The following is an 18,886-nucleotide window of genomic DNA, read 5'->3' as shown; positions in this document are numbered from 1 at the left end:
CATCAGAGGCGAGCAGCCACCACGGCTCATCGAAATGTCCTGCAAGATCACGTGCATAACAAGCATGAGCGGAAGTCATGGGTGCTTCGGGTCTGGCACAGGACCCCGTGCAAGAGTCGTCGGCATGCGACCGCTCTCCGTCAACGACCTCTCAGTCGGCCTGCACGTCCTGTACGCAGGGGCCCAGGATGACGGTGACGTCCTCGACCCGGAACGTCGGCACCGGGGACACGTGCTCATGCCGCACCACCCCGGAGTGATTCGCGAGGCGCAGAACCGGCAGCACGTCTTGGTCTCGTTCCGCGGGTTGGAGGAGGAACCGGTCAGCTGGGGCGTGGGCTTCGGGCACGACGAGTCGACTGGCATTTACCCAGCGTTGCTTTTACCTGACTCGGAAGAATGGGAGCGGCTTCCCATGCAGGTTGGTGGTCACGAACCGAGTGACTTGGCGTTCACGAGGGGTCGGTCAAAGCCATCAGAACTGCCGGAGAGCGGCATGTCAGGACGTCTGCGCTTAGGCGGCAGTGGCTCTAGGTCGTAGGCTCTCCGAACAGACTCATTCCGCCCGATGCAGATGAATGCCAGCCTGAGAGGAACGACTGATGATCTACCTCGCGCCTGCGGCTGTCGGCCCAGCTTTACCGACCTGGGCAGTTGTTCTGTGGGTCACTTTTGCTCTGGTTGGGATGCTAGTGATCGCTCGCATCCTTTTTGGTGGCCGTCGTAAATGAGTGGCTGCTCGAGCGGCCAACCCGGCTAACCCCGGGCGGCTTGGGCCAGGAAGACCATGACGACGGCGATAAGCAGAAAGCCAACGCCGAAGGCGGCTTGAAATCCGGCGCTGGGTCTCCACCCTTCACGGTCGTCCCTACCTGACAGACGGTCCACCATGTCCGTGACTCGACCTCTAAAGACGATCATCAGGATCCCGATGACAGCGGCGACGGAGCCGACGATGTAGAAGCCGATGCTTGCTCCGCTACTGCTGACTGCGGTGGGCAGGGCGCTCACTTGGCAGCCGTCCAGACCAGGCCGGCCAACCCGAGCACAAGCAACAGTGAGCCGATCGCCCATGACATCCGCATGGCTATGGTCTTCGACATCGCCCCACGTGTCACGAGGTCGGCGCGTGCGGCGATCGCCTTGCGCCGCACCAGTTGATATGTGCCTAACGCGAGAGCAAAGGCTGAAAGAAGTAGTGGGCCTGCCTTCATCGGCGCTCCTCCAGGTCAGCTAGGTTCTCCGCCGCCTCTCCCGAACCATCTAGGTGTCCTATGAGTACACCTGAACACTGCCTGTGTCTTGGTTTGCGCAACAAGCCAGCACGTCCGGTCATCGGCATGAGCGGAAGAGTGCTTCCGCGTGTGCGACTAGGTCGTCGACCGGCTCGCCGGCGCCAGCTGTACCTCGTCGACGTCATGCGGGCAGCAGTCGGCCGCCAAAATTTTGGCTCGTGTTTAAGGGCCTCCCCCCGAGAGCCCCCCGGGGGGTGGCCGCAAAGTGGGAAGGGGGTCCTTGCGCGGACGCGCGCGCACGCGATGGTCGCCACAGAAACCACACGCTTGAGCCACGCGATTGTGCGGACCGGAACCGCCGAAGGCGTGAGCGCCTGTGCAGTTTCGCAGGCCCTGCCACCGACTCAGGGCGCTGTGCACTGCGCGCTCGCTCCCTCCTAATGACGGCTTGGGGGACGAGGGGTGGGACGTCAGATCCCCCCTGAATCGCGCCCAACCACGCCTGATCCGTGCTCGGAATCGTGGATGACCCTGCCAGTGATACCGTTTGTGATACTACGGGGACCTCGACCGGGTCAGACCGCCGGGAAGCGCCGGGCCGTCGTTGGGATCACTGCTTGTCCACGGGGGCCCTGAGGCTACGGGCTGAGACCGGGGGAGAGACCTGGTCGCTACTGGTCAACGAACCCGTCGCACCGGCGGCATTTCATACAACTCAATCTTGTGATCCCGAGCCCACTCCTTGGCCTTTGGGGTGAAACCTCCAGTAGAGAAGAACAACGCCTTCTTCCGCTGGCGAAGCGCGATGCTGTCCATGCGTTGCATCTCCGCGAGACCCACGGGCTTCGCATGACGCTTGACTTGCCCGATGGCGCTCATGGAGACAACGTCGACGCCACCATCGGCCCCAGGTGGGGTCAGCCGCGCGTCCGAGTACCCGTTCTCGCGCATCCACCTGCACGCGAGGCGCTCGGCCTCCTGCCACGTCAGCCCGTTAATCCTTTGTTGGCGTGCTTCCGCCTCAGCGCGCTTAGCCGCCTTGACTCGTTCCCGCTCGGCTCGCTGAGCCGCAATGGCGCGCTCCCGCTCGGCTCGCCGAGCCGCAATGGCCCGCTCACGCTCCGCTCTCTGTTCTGCTTGGTAACGCTGTACGGCTTCGGCCCGCTCTGCGGCCTCACGCGCCCTCTGCTTCGCAAGGTTGGTCGCTGCCCGCGCGGCACCCCGACGCGTCAACGTTTGCTTTCCCGCCGAAGCTCGAAACATGTTCGCCTTGCGCCCACAGAACACGCATTTGCCCGACCAGTAGCTGGTCACCAGCGCCCTTCCGCAGCCCTTGCAAGTCGCCATGCGTGGCACTGTAGACGCTGCGCGAGCCAGGACTGCAAACGCTCCTAGAGCGCGATGGCGGCGATGAGACCAGAGAATTACGCGTTCGTGGCTCCATTTTTCGACCGCATGATGACCGGCGGCAGCAGATCAGCATGCGAATCTCCGGCCATGAGTTCTTCAGACTAAATCCTCATCCCCACCGCCACAGCCGTCCTGTCAGCCCTCGACGGATGCCTGAATGGCACACCCGGGGGAGAGGGGGCTCCGGCGTCAGGCGGCGGAGAGCAGCCAGTCGCCGCGCCCCTGCTCGGAGCGTGCCATGCGAACCGCCTCGCGGAGCGTCCTGAGAGGTGCTCCCGCCGCGTCGCGCCAGAACCCTTTCGTAGTCCGCCCGAGCCTTCCTCCGTTGGCGTCGAGGAAGTGCCGTGCTTCGGGCCACAACGACGTCACCTCGGCGTGCGGCGGACGGCAGGCCTTCATGCCGTACGCCAGGGTCGGGACCTCTGCAGCGTCACCGGTGACGTGGGCCGGCGTCACGTCCGCCACGGCGCCGGCGCCAGACGCGACGGCCGCTGCTGTGACCGCTGACTTAGGGAGGGCGTTGCCGTGCGCCCAAAAGTGGACGTGATGCTGGCCCGTTCCGTCGGGGTTCGGCTCGACGTGCCACGCGTACTCGACCGGCACTTCCGCACGGTTAAGAACCTTGCGGAAGTGCATCATCCGCCGCTGAATCTCCGGCCATGCGAACCCGACCTGGGTGATGGTGCCCAGCCAGCGAGGCTTGGCGAGCCCGATGGCGGCCCCGAAGTTGAGGGCCTCGGGCCAGATGCATGCGTGACAGGTGAGGACGCGGCATCGCCCGGTTGTCACAGCGCCAGTCGCCGGATTGACGAACTTGAGGTGCCCCTTGCGGGGACAGATGGGCCATCGGCGCCCGGGGGAGCCTGTCTCTGTATGACCGTAAAGATCAAGAACAGGGACATCGGTAGCAGGCTGGTTCTGGGGCGGGCCGATCATCCTCGTGAGCCGCTGAACCATCACGCCGCCGCGCTTACGAGGAGCAGGAGCTTCTCACGAGGGATGAGCAGCCGCCTCCCGACGTGGATGCAGGGAAGTTGTCCGTCCGAGCACGCGCGCCGAACGGTCCTCTCGTCAAGGTCCAGGATCCTGGCCACCTCGGCCACCGTGAGGGTCACCTTGCCGCTCATGCGCAATTCGTCCACAGTCACCGACGCTCCCCTCCCACATCCCGACGAGGGAACAGCGCCGAGATCGAGACGCCCAGGCTGCGGGCGATCTTGACCTTCGTGAAGGGTGGAGCGGTGCGCTCGTTCTGCTCGAGCCGGCAGAGGTAGCTCCTGGAGAGCCCGGTGAGGTCGCTGACCTCGTGAAGGGTGAGGCCTGATGCGGTACGCCAGGCCCGCAAGTTGTTGTGGTGCACGATCCCTCGCTTGTCTAGATTGACGGTGTCAACGGTCCGGATTTCCGGACTGACGACGAAGTTATAGGTCGCCGTCAACTGTCTTGTCAACCGGACAGGTCACTGGCTAAAGTCAGTCAGGTGACCGACAGTGTGAGAAGTGAAGAGCAGGCGAGGGCAGACGCCTTGGCGAATGGGCTCGTGCCGGCTGGTGAGTTCGACCCAGGGACAGGGGATTTCGCCTGGTACGAGGGGCAGCCCGTCGGGGTGGTGATCGGCCGGAACGTGAAGCGCCTCAGGAGCGAGAGCGCCCTGACACAGCATGAACTGGCCCAGGTCTGGAAGAGGCACGGCTTGAGCTGGGCACGCAGCAAGCTGGCCTCGCTAGAGGCCGGCGGTCGCCCGCAGGTCTCCGTGGCGGAGCTGATCCTCATGGCGATCGCCATGCGGGTGCCGATCACCGAGTTCTTCGCGGGTCCGCCCGGGAGTCGGGTTGCCCTAGCGCCATACGAGGCCGATACGGACGCCTCAGAGGTTGCCACCCTCTTCTCGGATCAGGAGCCCGCCGTGGACCTCACAGTCTCCGGAGAGGCCTACAAGGAGCTGCTCTCGCACGTGGAGCGGGTCTCGCAAGAGCAGTCCGTCCAGGCGGACGTGGAGTTGGCTCAGCGTCTGGGCATCCATCCCAAGCGGGCCATTCAGGCTGCGTTCGCGCTCTTCGATGGGCGATCGCTGACGACGGAGAGGGACAGACGCGTGGAGCGCATGGGGGCCATGACCGTTCAAGAGCGCCAAGCGCACCGAGGCCATGTGACGCGCGAACTGTCTGCGCTGGTTGAGAAGCGAATCGCCCAGGAGGAGGACAAGTGACGAAGCCGCGACGCCGGCAGGCGGGCGAGGGAGGGATCAGTGAGTACCCCACGAAGTCAGGCGTTCGGTACCTGATCAAGTACGGATACACCCGGGAAGACGGGTCTCGTGGCACGGTGCTGAAACGTGGGTTCCCGACAAGGAAGGCGGCGGCAGAGGAGCTACGTGCACGGCTCACGAGTGTCGATCGTGGAAGCCATGTCGCGCCAAACCGTGTGACGGTCGATGAGCACTTCACAGTCTGGCTCGCGGGCTTGCGGAAGCAGCCCTCGACTGTTGCGTCGTACAGCAAGAACGTGCGGCTCCACGTGGTGCCTTATCTCGGCGCCCTGCGGCTGGATCAGCTCACCGGCTCCAGGCTGACTCGGCTGTACCGCCAGCTGGAGTCCGAGGGGCGCGCCGATGGCTCTGGAGGGCTCTCTCCGCGCACGGTTCGGTACATCCACACCATCGTCCACTCGGGACTTTCAGCCGCCGTGCGAGACGGTCTGGTGGCTCAGAACGCAGCCGACAAGGCGGACCCGCCGAGCGCGAAGGCGGCGGCATCACCCGAGATGCAGTTCTGGACGGCCCCCGAGCTAAGGGCCTTCCTGGAGCACCGGCGGAGGGTGAATGACGAGCTGCTGCCCGCATGGCACCTGATCTCGTACACAGGGATGCGGCGTGGCGAGGCTCTGGCACTCCGCTGGGGTGACGTCGATCTGGATGCTGCGCGGCTCTCAGTGAGGCGCGGAGTGACGGTGGTGAAGAACAAGGGCCAGGGCCAGCAGGTCCTCGTCGGAATCACGAAGACACCTCATTCGCGTCGCACCGTTGACCTAGATGCGAACACGGTTGCGATGCTGAGGGCGTACAAGGCTGCGCGAGGGCTAATCTCACTGTCGCTGGCCCGTGATGACGCCCTGATCCTGGGTGACGTCGACGGGCGAGTGAGGCACCCCGAGCGGTTCTCTCGTCGATGGGACACAGCCGTGAGGCAGGCCATGGGCGCCAGCTCGGACATCGAGCTCCCCAAGATCCGTCTCCACGATCTTCGGCACACTCACGCCACGCTGCTGCTTGCGTCCAACGTGCCGGTCAAGGTGGTTTCCGAACGCTTGGGCCACGCGAACGCCACCATCACCCTTGGGACGTACGCGCACGTCATGCCTGGGATGCAGGCGGAAGCTGCCGCCAAGTTCGGCGCTCTTATGACGGAAGGTGCGTCGTGAATCGCACCAACCGGCCGGAGCTGCGCTCGTGGACCCACATGTGGTTCGGCGCAGCGGTGCGGCAGCTGGAGCGAGCGACTTGGACGGGTGTCGGCTCGGCTGCTCCGGAGACGTTCCTCTATGTCGACTGCATGCGGAACGCCTATCGAGGGGCCGAGCGTCTGCTGGGCAGCGACCACCCTGAGGTCGTGCGGTTCATGGATGCGGTGCCACACGTGAAGGACCTTCGCGACATGCTGCAGCACTTCGAGGAGTACATCGACGGCAAGGGGCGGCTGCAACGGAGCGGCGCGGTCGATGTGGAGTGGCCCATCTACGCGAGCGGCGACATCAACAGCAACGTACGTCGCGTCCACGTGCAAGGCATGGTGATCGAGCTGCCAGGAGCGCACGAGGCGCTTGCTCAACTCGTGGATGCCGCTCTGGAGGAGACGGGCGGAAGTATCAGGTCGGTATCAAACGGCCGGAGTGACAGACCATGACGAAGGCCCCCGGGTCTCTGACCTGCAGAAACTCGGGGGCCTATCTGTGTCGAGGGGGGGACTTGAACCCCCACGCCCGTTAAGGGCACTAGCACCTCAAGCTAGCGCGTCTGCCATTCCGCCACCCCGACAAGGTGTGCAAGGGGCTCGTGGGATTCCCTTGCGGCGAGGCGAAACGTTACACGTGGGCTCGCCAAAAGGCCAAACGGCCCCGCCTTCCTGCCGCGTGGGGCAGGAAGGGCAGCAGGGGCGGGTGCGCGGGCACCGGCATACGCTGGCCGGCATGAGCCACGACGACGCCGACGCCCAGCCCACCGTCGCACCCGAGGAGGAGGTGGCGCGGATCTGCGCCGACCTGATCCGCATCGACTCGTCCAACTACGGCGACGGATCGGGCCCGGGGGAGCGCAAGGCGGCCGAGTACGTCATGGCGGAGCTGGCGGAGGTCGGCCTCGAGGGCACCCTCCTCGAGAGCGAGCCGGGTCGGGCCACGGTCGTCGTCAGGCTCGAGGGCGAGGACCCGTCGCGTCCGGGGCTCGCCGTCCACGGCCACCTCGACGTCGTCCCGGCCAACGCGACGGACTGGCAGGTCGACCCCTTCGCCGCCGAGGAGCACGACGGATGCATCTGGGGTCGCGGCGCCGTGGACATGAAGGACATGGACGCGATGATCCTGGCGAACATCCGTCACTTCGCCCGGACGGGCACGAAGCCGGCTCGTGACACGACCTTCGCCTTCTTCGCCGACGAGGAGGCGGGGGGTGTCCTGGGCAGCCACTGGCTCGTGGACCACCACCCGCAGTGGTTCGAGGGCGTGACCGAGGCCGTCAGCGAGGTCGGCGGCTACAGCGTGACGGTGCCGACGCCGCAGGGCCAGCAGCGTGCCTACCTGCTCCAGACGGCCGAGAAGGGCCTCGCCTGGCTGCGACTCGTCGCGCACGGGCGTGCGGGCCACGGCTCGGTGCCCAACGACGACAACGCCATCGTGCGCCTGGCCGCCGCGATCGGTCGCATCGCTGCCCACGAGTGGCCGCGCGAGTACATCGCCTCGGTGCGCGAGCTCCTCGACACCCTGAGCACGATGACCGGCCTGTCGTCCGCCGACGCCGACCTCGAGCCGCTGCTCGCGACGCTCGGCGGGGCGCAGGGGTTCGTACGCGGGACGTTGCGCGACACGGCCAACGTCACGATGCTCGACTCGGGCTACAAGCACAACGTCATCCCGCAGACCGCGACGGCCGCCGTCGACTGCCGCTTCCTGCCCGGTCACGAGGACCAGCTCATGGCGACCATCCGCGAGCTGGCCGGCGAGCACGTCGAGGTGGAGGTCGTGCACCACGACGTCGCGCTGGAAGCACCCTTCTCCGGCGACCTCGTCGAGTCGATGAAGCAGGCCCTGCTCCGCGAGGACCCGGGGGCCGCCGTGCTGCCGTACTGCCTGTCCGGCGGCACGGACAACAAGGCGCTGGGCCTGCTGGGCATCCAGGGCTACGGCTTCGCGCCGCTGCGGCTGCCGGCCGAACTCGACTTCGCTCCGATGTTCCACGGGATCGACGAGCGGGTGCCGGTGGAGTCGCTGCAGTTCGGGGCTCGCGTGCTGGGCGACTTCCTGCGCACCTGCTGACCGACCCCGTGGGCTCCGGGCGTCAGGCGGTCCGCTGGACGCGCATGATCCGGCGGCGCAGCCACATCCGGCGCACGCCACCTTCGTAGACGACGGTCCGCGACAGCTCCCAGCGGCCGTACTCGGCGTGCTCGCGCACCGCCTGGCGCGCGTCTGCCTTGGACGTGTGGCGGTCGAAGGTGAGGACTCGGTACTCGTAATCCGTCATCGCCGTCCATTCTGGCACCAAGCGTGACCGCACCGAGACCGTATGCCGTCGGTGGGGAACAGGTGCCCGCGATACGGTCTCTGGGTCATCCGACCGCACGGTCCGCCGAGCGGGCAGGGCCGAGCAGCACCGGAACAGGGGAACCGCTGGCACCGCCCGGCGTCGAGGGCCCAGGAGGTCAACACACATGAAATGGAACACCCGCCGCATCGCGGCAGCAGCCATCGTCCTGCCGGCCGTTCTCGGCGTGGCGGCGTGCGGCAAGGCCGAGTCACCGGCGCCCGCCGCGGGCACGACGCAGGCCGGCTCGACCGGCGCTGCCACGACGACGACGGACGCCCCCGCCGCGGGGCAGCCGTACAAGGACAAGGCCTCGTTCGTCGCCGCGATGAAGGCCGCCGGCAAGGACACGACCACCGCGCACGTCACCATGGACATGGACGCTGCCGGGCAGAAGATCTCCATCGCGGGTGACACGAAGGTCGACCCGAAGAACCCGGCCATGAAGATGACCATGGACCTCGGCTCGTCGGGCAAGGTGGATCTGCTCCTCGTCGACAAGAAGGTCTACATGAAGGGCGTCCCGAACCTCCCCGCGGGCAAGTGGGCCGTCATCGACAGCAGCTCGGCCATGGGCAAGCAGCTCATGCAGTCGCTCGGCCAGGCCGACCCGACGAAGATGTACGACCAGTTCGGCGCGGCCGTCAAGGACGTCAAGTTCGTCGGCGAGGACACCGTCGACGGCGACAAGACCTGGAAGTACGACCTCACGGTCGACACCACGGCGATGCAGGCGCAGCTCCCGGCCGGGCAGCAGACCAAGATGCCCGCCACCATCGACTACACCGTGTGGCTCGACGAGCAGGACCACCTCCGCAGGGTCACCTTCGACCTGTCGGGGGTCAAGGCCGACATGACGATGAGCAAGTACGGCGAGCCGATCGACGTCACCGCGCCCGCGGCCGCCGACACCGTCAAGGCGCCGATGTGAGGCGACACCACGGCTGACGTCGGTCGGGTGCGCACCTGAGCGACACCACCTGAGCGACCCACCTGAACGGTCCCGCAGCGAGCACGTCCTCGCTGCGGGACCGTTGTCGTGCAGGGGCGTCCACGCCGGGCCCGCAGCCGAGCCCCGGGTCCAAGGGGTGCTACGCGTGCCGCGTGTCGACTACGGTCGACTCATGACCGTCGACCCGCGCTCCGCCCTCGAGCAGCTCATCGCCGCCCTCGAACGCCACTTCGAGGCGGCCAACGCGAGCCGCGACCCCGACCACCCGATGGTGCTGGCGGCGGCCCAGGACCTGGCCGAGGCCTTCGACGACTACGACGAGGCGCTCTACGACGCCACCGAGGTCGCGACGCCCCTGGCCATCTACGGCGACGACCTCGGCCCCGAGGAGGACGACGGCCCCGAGACCCGCGTCTACGCCGGGCTCGAATCCGAGGACTACGAGGACGACGACGACGAGGACGACGACGACGACGACGACGAGGACGACGAGGACGACGAGGACGACGAGGACGACGAGGACGACGACGACGACGACGAGGACGACGAGGACGACGAGGACGACGAGGACGACGAGGACGACGAGGACGACGAGGACGACGAGGACGACGAGGACGACGAGGACGACGAGGACGAGGACGACGAGGACGACGACGAGGACGACGACGAGGTCGACGTCAGGGACGGCGTGTCGGGTCCTCACGCCGGAGGCGTGAGCCGCCGGGACTAGACGGACACGTCGTCGAGGGCGGCCACGATCTGCTCGGGCAGCGTCAGCTCGAGGCTGGTCAGGGCCGACCGCAGCTGGGCCGAGGTGCGCGCCCCGACGATGGGCGCGGCGACACCGGGGCGGTCACGCACCCACGCGAGGGCGACCTCGGCCGGCTTCACACCCAGGCCGCGAGCGGCCATGGCTACCGCGTCGGACACGCGCCGCGTGTGCTCGTCGAGGAAGCGCTCCGCGAAGCCGGGGAAGTCGCCCGACGCGGCCCGCGAGCCCGACGGGATGCCGTTGCGGTACTTCCCGGTGAGCACTCCACGGCCGAGGGGCGACCACGGCAGCAGCCCGAAGCCGAGCGACGACGCCGCGGGTGCGACCTCGTGCTCCGGAGTGCGGCACACGAGGGAGTACTCGACCTCGTTGGCCACCAAGGGAACTCGTGCGGACTCGAGCAGGCCGAAGGCGCGGGCGGACTGCCAGCCCGAGTAGTTGCTCACCCCGACGTAGCGGGCCCGGCCGGAGGCGGCCGCCCACTCGAGCGCCGAGAGCGTCTCGGACAGGGGCACGTCGTCGGACCACGTGTGCACGAGCCACAGGTCGACGTGATCGGTTCCCAGCCGGCGCAGCGAGGTCTCGAGCTGGCCCATGAGCCCGCGACGCGACACGTCGACCCGCCGCTGCCCACCGGCTCGCGAGATGCCCGCCTTGGTGCAGACCACGACGTCGTCGCGCGGGATGCTGCTGCCGAGCAGTCCGCCGAGGATCGTCTCGGCGTCGCCGCCGCCGTAGCCGTATGCCGTGTCGACGAGGTTGCCTCCCGCGTCCACGAAGGCGCGCAGGTGGTCACCGGCCTCGTGGCGGTCGACGGCGTTGCCCCACAGCATGGTCCCGAGGGCCAGGGGGGTGACCGTGAGACCGGACGAGCCGAGACGCCTGCGCATGGCAGGAACGGTAGTGGGCCATCCCACGCCCGCTGCGGGCGGCACGTCGCTCGGCGCGCCGATACCCTGCGCTGCATGAGGATCGGCGTGAATCTCGGCTACTGGGGACGCGGCACCACCGGCCAGGACCAGGTGGCGGTTGCCCGGGCGGCCGACCGCCTGGGATACGACAGCGTGTGGGTGGCGGAGGCATACGGCTCCGACAGCCCGTCGATGCTGGCGTGGATCGGCGCCCTCACCGAGCACGTGGGCCTCGGCAGCGCCGTGATGCAGATCCCGGGGCGCACGCCGGCGATGACCGCGATGACGGCCGCGACGATCGACACGATGTCGGGGGGCCGGTTCCGCCTCGGCCTCGGGGTCTCGGGACCGCAGGTCAGCGAGGGGTGGCACGGGGTGCCGTTCCGCCACCCGCTGGCGCGCACGCGTGACTACGTCGAGATCGCGCGCGCGGCCCTGCGTCGCGACACGGTCACCCACGACGGTCCGCACTACCCGCTCCCGCTGCCGGGCGGCCCGGGCAAGGCTCTGAAGCTGGCGGCGCGCCCCGTGCGCGCCGACCTGCCGATCTACCTCGCGGCGGTCGGACCGAAGAACCTCGAGCTGACCGGCGAGATCGCCGACGGCTGGCTGGCGATCTTCTTCAGCCCCGAGCACGCCGGCGACCTCCTCACCACGCTCGAGAAGGGGCGTCTCCGCAGCGGCCGCGCCTCCGCCGACGCACCGATGGACGGGTTCGACGTCGTGGCGGCCACCCCTGTGGTCCTCGTGGACGACGTCGAGGCCGCCGCCGAGCACGTGCGCGACTACTGCGCGCTCTACATCGGCGGCATGGGCTCGCGCGAGCAGAACTTCTACAACCAGCTGGCCTGCCGCATGGGGTTCGAGGAGGACGCGGCCCGCATCCAGGACCTCTACCTCGCCGGGCGCCACCGCGAGGCCGCTGCCGCCGTGCCGCTCGCGTTCATCGACGAGACCGCGCTGCTCGGCTCCCCCCAGCGGGTCGCCCGTCGGCTCGGCCGGTACGAGGAGGCCGGCGTGACGACGCTCGCGGTCGCCGTGGGCGGCGGGATGACCCGGGACCAGGCGCTGGCGACGCTGGAGGTCGTGGCCGCAGTCCGCGGCCTGGCGCCACGCAGCTGAGGCGACCCGTTCCCGTGGCGCCTCGGCACACCGGACGTTCGCCGGACGTTCGTGCGGCGCTTGCCGGGGTTGCCTCGGCGCGGGCTCGGATGTCGATAGGGTGCGGCATTGTCTCCAGCGGCCGCCGCCTGCGGTGAGCGGCCGTCCCGTCCCTCCTGCAGAAGGCCCACCCTGACCCATGGCTGACCTCAGCTACCTCGACGCCGTCATCCTCGGAGTCGTCGAGGGCCTCACCGAGTACCTCCCGGTCTCCTCGACCGGCCACCTCACCATCACCGAGCAGCTGCTCGGGCTGAAGGTGGACGACCCGGCCGTCACCGCCTACACGGCGGTCATCCAGCTCGGCGCGATCGCCGCGACCCTGCTCTACTTCTTCCGGGACATCATCCGCTTCGCGGTGGCGTGGTTCCGCGGGCTGGTGCGCCCGGCAGCTCGCGAGGGCAGCGACTACGGCCTCGCCTGGGCGGTGGTCATCGGCTCGATCCCGGTCGGCATCGTCGGCTTCCTCGCCCGCGACCTCATCTCGGGGCCGCTGCGCAGCTTGTGGGTCGTGGCGGTCGCCCTCGTGCTGTGGAGCGCGGTGATGGTCGCGGCCGAACGCGTGCACGCCCGCATCGAGTCGCGTGGCGTGGTGCGTGGTGAGCACGACGTCCGGCCCGTCGACGGCCTCGTCATCGGCCTGCTCCAGTGCTTCTCGCTCATCCCCGGAGTGTCACGCTCCGGTGCCACCATCTCGGCCGGCCTCATGCGGGGTCTCGACCGCGTCACGGCCACCCGCCTCAGCTTCTTCCTCGCCATCCCCGCGCTGACGGCGGCGGGGCTCTTCCAGGCGGTCCAGGAGCGGCACGGCCTGTCCGCCCTCGGCCTCGGTCCGGTGATCGTGGGTCTGGTGGTCGCCTTCGTCGTGGCCTACGCCTCCATCGCGTGGCTGCTGCGCTTCGTCGCGACCAACACCCTCATCCCGTTCGTCTGGTACCGCGTCATCCTCGGCCTCCTGCTGGCCGGTGCGCTCGTCGCCGGGTTCATCAACGCGACCTGACGCCTGACGCGCTGCACGCCTGACCGACGCGGCGGCCGGCTCCTCGACAGGGGCGCCGGCCGCCGTCGTCGCTACAGCCAACCCGAGCGCTTGAAGGCGCGGTAGAGCGCGACGCAGGAGCCCGCCATCACGGCGATGGCCACGAAGTAGCCGTAGTAGACCTCCCTGCCCCCGACGTGGACGCTCGCCTGCAGCTCCGGGATGTACTGGAAGTTCATGCCGTAGATGCCGGCGATCATGGTGGGCACCGCGGCGATGGCGACCCAGGCGGAGATGCGGCGCATGTCCTCGTTCTGCTTGACCCCGACGCTCGCGAGGTGGGCCGACAGGACGTCGGTCAGCAGGCGGTCGTAGGACTCGACGTGGTCGTTGACGAGCCGCAGGTGGTCGGCCACGTCCCGGAAGAAGGGCCGGATCTCCCTGGTCAGGTCGTGCCCACGCACCGGGTCCAGGAACTGGATGAGGGTGTCGGCCAGCGGTTGGCTGGCCCGTCGGAACTCGAGCACCTCACGCTTGAGCCGGTAGATGGTGTTGGCGTCACCACCCTGCTCGGAGGCGAACACCTGCTCCTCGATCTGCTCGAGGTCCCGGCGCACCTCGCGGTCGACGACCGTGTAGTTGTCGACGACCGAGTCCATGACGGCGTGGAGCACGGTCATGGGACCGTGGACCAGGCGCTCGGGCAGGGCCTCGAGCCGCTGGCGCACCTCGGCCAGGGGGTTGCCCTCGCCGTGGCGCACGGTCACGACGAAGCGGTCGCCGAGGAAGAGCATGACCTCGCCCGTCTCGATGTCGCTGGTGGACTCGATGTAGCGCAACGTCTTGAGCACGACGAAGAGGGACGACTCGTAGTGCTCGATCTTGGCCCGTTGGTGGCCCTTGACCGCGTCCTCGACGGCGAGGGGGTGCAGGTGCAGCTCCTCGTTGACGAGGGCGAACTCCTCGTCGGTCGGGTCCTGCAGCCCGATCCAGAGGAACCCGTCCCGGTGCAGCCGCACGGAGTCCAGCTCGTCGCTGAGGTCCCCGCAGGGCTCACGACGGCCGCTGCGGTAGATGGCCTTGTCCACGATCACAAGCGCTACTCCACCACGTCTGCGCGCGAAGGTCGCGTACCCCTCGACGTCCGGGACGCGTCCAGCACGCACGGGCCCAACGGGCAGGGCGTACGGGCATCCATGGGGCCCGAGTCGCGCGGGCTAGGGTGACGAACGTGCCCACCGTCCTGTTCGTGCGCCACGGGCGCTCCACCTCCAACACCGCCGGAACCCTGGCCGGCTGGATGCCCGGGGTCTTCCTCGACGAGACGGGCGAGGCCCAGGCAGAGGCCGTCGGGCAGCGGCTGGCCGCCGCGGTGCTGCCGGTCGCCGAGGTCGTCAGCTCACCGCTCGACCGGTGTGTCCAGACGGCCGACCTGCTGGCAGCCGCCCTGCCCGACCACGTCGGCCGCAGCGTGCACCAGGGGCTCGGCGAGTGCCGCTACGGGGCGTGGACCGGGCGCCCGATCAGCGAGCTCGCCAGGGAGGAGCTGTGGAAGGTCGTCCAGGACCGACCCAGCGAGGCGCGCTTCCCCGACTCGGCGGCATACCCCGGGGAGTCGATGGTCGAGATGCAGGACCGCGCGCTGCGGGCCGTGCGCGAGACCGACGCGCGCATCCTCGAGACCCACGGCAAGGACGCGATCTGGGTGGCCGTGTCGCACGGCGACGTCATCAAGTCGATCCTCTCGCACGCCACCGGCGCGCACCTCGACGACTTCCAGCGCATCCACGTCGACCCCGCGTCCGTGAGCGTCGTGCACTACACGAGTCGCAAGCCGTTCGTGCTGCGGCTCAACGACGTCGGCGGGGACCTGGCCGGCCTGCGCCCGGCCCACCAGCCGGCCGCGGAGGAGGGCGACGCGGTCGTGGGCGGGGGCGCCGGATCGACCCCGGGCGTCGGATAGGGTCGGAAGCATGACGGTCCAGGACTTCGATCCCGCTGACCGGTTCGTGGCCGGGACGGTCGGCCCGGCCGGCCAGCGGGCCTTCTACCTCCAGGCGAGCACCGGCCCCCTCGTGGTCACCGTGGGCGTCGAGAAGCAGCAGGTCTCGATCCTCGCCGACCGCATCAACGACGTCCTCGACCAGCTGGCCCCGGCCGACGCCGTCGAACCGGGCGAGCCCGGCGGCGTCGCCGAGGACACCGAGCCGCTGCAGACCCCGTTCGACGAGGACTGGCGGGTCCAGACCCTCTCGCTCGCGTGGGACGAGGACCGCCAGAAGCTGGTCATCGAGTGCCACGACCACGACCCCGACGAGGTCGACGAGCAGCCCGACGACGAGGTGGGCGTGCTGGCGCGCAACTCGATCCGGGTGAGTCTCAGCCCCGCCGAGGCGCGCGCTTTCGCCCGACGCAGCACGGCCCTGGTGGCCGCGGGGCGTCCGCCGTGCCCGTTCTGCGGCAATCCGCTCGACCCCACGGGCCACATCTGCCCGCGGGCCAATGGCTACAAGCGCTGACCGCACTCCGTCGGCGGTCGACCTGACCGGCGAGATCGAGGTGCTGGGTCGGGTCGCCGAGTCCTCCAACCTCGCGGTCATCGCGCGCGTCTCGACGCTCCCTGATGCTCACGTCATCTACAAGCCGATTCGTGGCGAACGCCCGCTGTGGGACTTCCCGGACGGCACCCTGGCCGGACGCGAGGTCGCAGCGCACGTGGTGTCCGAGCTGGGCGGCTGGGACGTCGTGCCGCCCACCGTGCTTCGTGACGGGCCGCTCGGCCCGGGCTCGGTCCAGCTGTGGATCGGCGACCCGTTCGACCCGGTCGCAAGCGACGTCGTCGTCGACCTCGTCCCCGAGGGGCAGACGCCCGAGGGCTGGCACGAGGTCCTCGACGGCGAGACGCCCGGCGGCCGGGCCGTCACGGTCGTGCACTCCGGGGCCGACGACGTGCGCTCGCTGGCGGTCCTCGACGCCGCGCTCAACAACTCCGACCGCAAGGGCTCCCACTGCCTGCGAGACCGCGACGGGCGGCTGTGGGCGATCGACCACGGCGTGACCTTCTCGCCCACCCCGAAGCTGCGCACCGTGCTGTGGGGCTGGGCGGGGGAGTGCCTGACCGGAGCCGACCGGGCGCGGCTCGAGCGGCTGCGCTCGGCGTTGGCCGACGACATGGACCGCGCACGGCTGCTCGAGCTGCTGCCCGAGCCGGACGTCGAGGCCCTGGCGCTACGCGTACAGCGCCTCCTGGAGCGCGGAGTGCACCCGTACCCCAGCCACGACTGGCCGTCGGTGCCCTGGCCGCCGCTCTGACCCCTTCGTCGCCGGTGGCCGGCGGCGCCTCGTGGATTCCGCGCGGGTCGCGTCGTCCCGACCGGCCCGGGGGACTCGACCAGCCCGGGATAGAGTCGGCGGGTGAGAAGCTGGCCGATGCCGTTCATCCCCAAGGTCCCGGGCAGCGCCCCCGAGGTGCTCGTGCGCGACACGGCATCCGGTGAGCTGGTTCCCGCCGCGAGCGGCGAGGTCGTCACGCTCTACGTCTGCGGCATCACCCCCTACGACGCGACGCACATGGGGCACGCCGCCACCTACGTCACGTTCGACCTGCTCGGTCGGGTGCTGCGCGACAGCGGCCACCGCGTGCGCTTCGTCCAGAACATCACCGACATCGACGACCCGCTGCTCGAGCGGGCCGAGCGCGACGGCCTCGACTGGCGCGACCTCGCCACGCGCGAGATCGCCCTCTTCCGCGAGGACATGACGGCCCTCGCCGTCATCCCGCCCGACGAGTACCTCGGCGCCGTCGAGAGCATCCCCACCTTCGTGGCCCCGATCGAGCGGCTCGTGGCCGAGGGATGGGCGTATGCCGTGCCCGCGCCCGACGCCTCACGCGACGACGCGGACGACTACTACTTCGACGTGGCCCGCGACCCCCGCTTCGGCTCGGTCAGCCACCTCGACGAGGCCGGGATGATGGAGGTCTTCGCCGAACGCGGAGGCGACCCCGACCGCGACGGCAAGCGCAACCGGCTGGACGCCCTGCTCTGGCGGGCCCACCGCGCGGGCGAGCCGGAGTGGGACGGCGCGAGCCTCGGCGCTGGCCGCCCCGGCTGGCACATCGAGTGTGCGTGCATCGCCCTCGACCACCTCGGCATCCCGATCGACGTGCAGGGCGGCGGCACCGACCTGGTCTTCCCGCACCACGAGATGAGCTCGGCCCACGGGCGCGCCCTCAGCGGTTCGGCCTCGTTCGCCGGCGCCTTCGTGCACCAGGGCATGGTGGGCCTGGACGGCGAGAAGATGAGCAAGAGCCGTGGCAACCTGGTGCTCGTCTCGCAGCTGCGGGGCCAGGGCGTGGACCCGATGGCGATCCGGCTCGCACTGCTGGCCCGCCACCACGCCCACGACTGGATGTGGACCGACGACCAGCTCGTCCAGGCCGAGCAGCGCCTCGAGACCTGGCGAAAGGCGCTGTCCGGCAACGGTGGTCCCGTCGCGGACCAGACGGTCGACGACATGCGCGCGGCGCTCGCCCACGACCTCGACAGCCCCCGGGCGCTCGAGGCGGTCGACCGCTGGGCCAGCCAGGCACTCAGCCGCGGCGGCGACGACCCCGGTGCACCCGGCATACTCGGCCGCGCCCTCGACGCGCTCCTCGGCGTCCGCCTCTGACCCACTGCCCCTGCAGCGGTCAGCCACACACGTCGGGGCCCTTCCCACCGGTACGCCGTGTGCCACCGCCCCACAGGTGGGCGGGCCGCCCCACGGGGCGGACGGCATACGCCAGCGGTCTAGCGGCCCGGCTGGTCGTCGTCGCGGCCGCGGAGGTAGCGCTCGAACTCGCGCGCGATCGCGTCGCCGCTCGCCTCGGGCAGCTCGGCGGTGTCCTGAGCCTCCTCGAGCGACTGGACGTACTCGGCGACCTCCTCGTCGGACTGCGCGAGCTCGTCGACACCACGCTCCCAGGCGCGGGCGTTCTCCTCGAGCTCGCCGTGCGGCAGGGTGATGCCGAGGAGTGACTCGATGCGCCGCAGCAGGCTCAGGGTCGCCTTGGGGGAGGGCGCCCCGCCGGCGTAGTGCGGCACGGCGGCCCACGCCGAGACCGTCGGGATGCCGGAGTCGCTGGCGGTGTGGGTGAGCACACCGACGATGCCCGTGGGCCCCTCGTAGCGCGACGCCTCGACGTCGAAGCGGTGGATCGCCGCCTCGTCCTCCGCGGTCGCGGTCACCGGGATGGGCCGGGTGTGCGGCACGTCTGCGAGCAGGGCACCCACGGTGACGATCGTCGTGACGCCGAGCTGCTCGGCCAGCTCGAGCAGCTCGACCGAGAAGGCGCGCCACCGCATCGAGGGCTCGATGCCCTGGACGAGCACGACGTCGCGCTCGAAGCCGGTCTCGGTGGCCACGAGGATGCGGGTGGTCGGCCAGCTCAGCAGACGCCTGCCCTCCTCGATCGCCACGCGAGGGCGGTTCACCTGGAAGTCGTAGTAGTCCTCGGGATCGAACGCTGCGACGATCTCCGCGTCCCACACCTCGGCGAGGTGCCGAACGGCGCTGGTGGCCGCCTCGCCGGCGTCGTTCCAACCCTCGAACGCGGCGATGAGCACCGGGTCGGTCAGCTCCGGCACGTCCTCGAACTCCAGCACGTCGTCTCCTTCACCGTGCGCGCGGTC

General features: G+C 69.4%; 23 protein-coding genes and 1 tRNA gene. 12 read left to right on the top strand and 12 right to left on the bottom strand.

Annotation, left to right across the window (positions count from 1 at the left end):
• Positions 1–151 precede the first annotated feature (151 nt).
• From ABD194_RS18515 to ABD194_RS18490, 7 genes are all read right to left on the bottom strand, one after another.
• Positions 152–286: a hypothetical protein gene (locus tag ABD194_RS18515; protein ID WP_343994099.1), complete on the bottom strand. Its 135-nt coding sequence runs from the start codon at positions 284–286 to the stop codon at positions 152–154.
• A gap of 470 nt (positions 287–756) precedes the next feature.
• The gene (locus tag ABD194_RS18510; RefSeq protein ID WP_343994097.1) at positions 757–1,011 is read right to left on the bottom strand and encodes a hypothetical protein; all 255 of its coding nucleotides are present in this window, start codon (positions 1,009–1,011) and stop codon (positions 757–759) included.
• Positions 1,008–1,214: a hypothetical protein gene (locus tag ABD194_RS18505; protein WP_343994095.1), complete on the bottom strand. Its 207-nt coding sequence runs from the start codon at positions 1,212–1,214 to the stop codon at positions 1,008–1,010. Before ABD194_RS18505 ends, ABD194_RS18510 begins: the two co-directional genes overlap by 4 nt.
• 699 nt (positions 1,215–1,913) lie before the next feature.
• Positions 1,914–2,549 (bottom strand): restriction endonuclease, encoded by a 636-nt coding sequence (locus ABD194_RS18500; RefSeq protein ID WP_343994093.1) that lies wholly within the window; start codon positions 2,547–2,549, stop codon positions 1,914–1,916.
• Between the two features lie 285 nt (positions 2,550–2,834).
• Positions 2,835–3,434: a hypothetical protein gene (locus ABD194_RS18495; RefSeq protein WP_343994091.1), complete on the bottom strand. Its 600-nt coding sequence runs from the start codon at positions 3,432–3,434 to the stop codon at positions 2,835–2,837.
• Between the two features lie 167 nt (positions 3,435–3,601).
• Entirely contained in the window at positions 3,602–3,772 is a 171-nt protein-coding gene (locus ABD194_RS21660) for a helix-turn-helix domain-containing protein (protein WP_425580011.1), read from the bottom strand.
• A 17-nt stretch (positions 3,773–3,789) separates the two neighbouring features.
• Entirely contained in the window at positions 3,790–4,005 is a 216-nt protein-coding gene (locus ABD194_RS18490) for a helix-turn-helix domain-containing protein (protein WP_343994089.1), read from the bottom strand.
• Between the two features lie 120 nt (positions 4,006–4,125).
• Here ABD194_RS18490 and ABD194_RS18485 point away from each other — a divergent pair, with 120 nt between their 5' ends.
• The 3 genes from ABD194_RS18485 to ABD194_RS18475 are packed head-to-tail and all read left to right on the top strand — an operon-like array spanning position 4,126 to position 6,547.
• Positions 4,126–4,854 (top strand): helix-turn-helix domain-containing protein, encoded by a 729-nt coding sequence (locus ABD194_RS18485; RefSeq protein WP_343994087.1) that lies wholly within the window; start codon positions 4,126–4,128, stop codon positions 4,852–4,854.
• Positions 4,851–6,065 carry a tyrosine-type recombinase/integrase gene (locus ABD194_RS18480; RefSeq protein WP_343994085.1) on the top strand — a complete coding sequence of 405 codons (1,215 nt, stop codon included), beginning with the start codon at positions 4,851–4,853 and terminating at the stop codon, positions 6,063–6,065. The genes ABD194_RS18485 and ABD194_RS18480 overlap by 4 nt, the downstream gene beginning before the upstream one ends.
• A complete protein-coding gene (locus ABD194_RS18475) occupies positions 6,062–6,547 on the top strand; it encodes a hypothetical protein (RefSeq protein WP_343994083.1) in 486 nt (161 codons plus the stop codon). Before ABD194_RS18480 ends, ABD194_RS18475 begins: the two co-directional genes overlap by 4 nt.
• A gap of 47 nt (positions 6,548–6,594) precedes the next feature.
• Here ABD194_RS18475 and ABD194_RS18470 read toward each other — a convergent pair.
• Positions 6,595–6,678: transfer RNA gene (locus tag ABD194_RS18470), tRNA-Leu, on the bottom strand.
• Positions 6,679–6,830: 152 nt separating this feature from the next.
• Between ABD194_RS18470 and ABD194_RS18465 the strand changes: the two genes are divergently transcribed.
• Complete coding sequence (locus tag ABD194_RS18465; RefSeq protein ID WP_343994081.1) at positions 6,831–8,171, top strand: M20/M25/M40 family metallo-hydrolase; 1,341 nt, start codon at positions 6,831–6,833, stop codon at positions 8,169–8,171.
• Positions 8,172–8,193: 22 nt separating this feature from the next.
• Here the strand turns inward: ABD194_RS18465 and ABD194_RS18460 are convergent, their stop codons facing one another.
• Positions 8,194–8,379 carry a DUF5703 family protein gene (locus ABD194_RS18460; protein ID WP_343994079.1) on the bottom strand — a complete coding sequence of 62 codons (186 nt, stop codon included), beginning with the start codon at positions 8,377–8,379 and terminating at the stop codon, positions 8,194–8,196.
• 187 nt (positions 8,380–8,566) lie between these two features.
• Between ABD194_RS18460 and ABD194_RS18455 the strand changes: the two genes are divergently transcribed.
• Positions 8,567–9,370 (top strand): SCO4651 family lipoprotein, encoded by an 804-nt coding sequence (locus ABD194_RS18455; RefSeq protein ID WP_343994077.1) that lies wholly within the window; start codon positions 8,567–8,569, stop codon positions 9,368–9,370.
• 193 nt (positions 9,371–9,563) lie between these two features.
• On the top strand, positions 9,564–10,121 hold the full coding sequence (locus ABD194_RS18450) for a hypothetical protein (RefSeq protein ID WP_343994075.1): 558 nt from the start codon (positions 9,564–9,566) through the stop codon (positions 10,119–10,121).
• On the opposite strand, the gene ABD194_RS18445 is transcribed toward ABD194_RS18450, so the two are convergent.
• Positions 10,118–11,053, bottom strand: coding sequence for an aldo/keto reductase (locus ABD194_RS18445; protein ID WP_343994073.1), 936 nt, complete (start codon positions 11,051–11,053; stop codon positions 10,118–10,120). The genes ABD194_RS18450 and ABD194_RS18445 overlap by 4 nt on opposite strands.
• Positions 11,054–11,128: 75 nt before the next feature.
• Between ABD194_RS18445 and ABD194_RS18440 the strand changes: the two genes are divergently transcribed.
• Positions 11,129–12,196 (top strand): LLM class F420-dependent oxidoreductase, encoded by a 1,068-nt coding sequence (locus tag ABD194_RS18440; protein ID WP_343994071.1) that lies wholly within the window; start codon positions 11,129–11,131, stop codon positions 12,194–12,196.
• A 178-nt stretch (positions 12,197–12,374) separates the two neighbouring features.
• Positions 12,375–13,235, top strand: a complete 861-nt coding sequence (locus tag ABD194_RS18435) for an undecaprenyl-diphosphate phosphatase (RefSeq protein WP_343994069.1) — start codon at positions 12,375–12,377, stop codon at positions 13,233–13,235.
• A 71-nt stretch (positions 13,236–13,306) separates the two neighbouring features.
• On the opposite strand, the gene corA is transcribed toward ABD194_RS18435, so the two are convergent.
• On the bottom strand, positions 13,307–14,308 hold the full coding sequence (gene corA, locus ABD194_RS18430; protein ID WP_343994067.1) for a magnesium/cobalt transporter CorA: 1,002 nt from the start codon (positions 14,306–14,308) through the stop codon (positions 13,307–13,309).
• 137 nt (positions 14,309–14,445) lie between these two features.
• Here corA and ABD194_RS18425 point away from each other — a divergent pair, with 137 nt between their 5' ends.
• From ABD194_RS18425 to mshC, 4 genes are all read left to right on the top strand, one after another.
• On the top strand, positions 14,446–15,177 hold the full coding sequence (locus ABD194_RS18425) for an MSMEG_4193 family putative phosphomutase (RefSeq protein ID WP_343994065.1): 732 nt from the start codon (positions 14,446–14,448) through the stop codon (positions 15,175–15,177).
• A gap of 10 nt (positions 15,178–15,187) precedes the next feature.
• On the top strand, positions 15,188–15,733 hold the full coding sequence (locus tag ABD194_RS18420) for a DUF3090 domain-containing protein (protein ID WP_343994063.1): 546 nt from the start codon (positions 15,188–15,190) through the stop codon (positions 15,731–15,733).
• Positions 15,717–16,526 carry an SCO1664 family protein gene (locus tag ABD194_RS18415; protein WP_343994061.1) on the top strand — a complete coding sequence of 270 codons (810 nt, stop codon included), beginning with the start codon at positions 15,717–15,719 and terminating at the stop codon, positions 16,524–16,526. Before ABD194_RS18420 ends, ABD194_RS18415 begins: the two co-directional genes overlap by 17 nt.
• A 102-nt stretch (positions 16,527–16,628) precedes the next feature.
• A complete protein-coding gene (mshC, locus tag ABD194_RS18410; protein ID WP_343994059.1) occupies positions 16,629–17,885 on the top strand; it encodes a cysteine--1-D-myo-inosityl 2-amino-2-deoxy-alpha-D-glucopyranoside ligase in 1,257 nt (418 codons plus the stop codon).
• Between the two features lie 119 nt (positions 17,886–18,004).
• On the opposite strand, the gene ABD194_RS18405 is transcribed toward mshC, so the two are convergent.
• Positions 18,005–18,859 carry a PAC2 family protein gene (locus ABD194_RS18405; RefSeq protein ID WP_343994057.1) on the bottom strand — a complete coding sequence of 285 codons (855 nt, stop codon included), beginning with the start codon at positions 18,857–18,859 and terminating at the stop codon, positions 18,005–18,007.
• Between the last annotated feature and the right edge of the window lie 27 nt (positions 18,860–18,886).

Source organism: Terrabacter terrae (assembly GCF_039529575.1).
GTDB classification, from domain to species: domain Bacteria; phylum Actinomycetota; class Actinomycetes; order Actinomycetales; family Dermatophilaceae; genus Terrabacter; species Terrabacter terrae.
The sequence above is the reverse complement of the archived record's forward strand: the minus strand, read 5'-3'. Positions and strand labels throughout refer to the sequence as shown.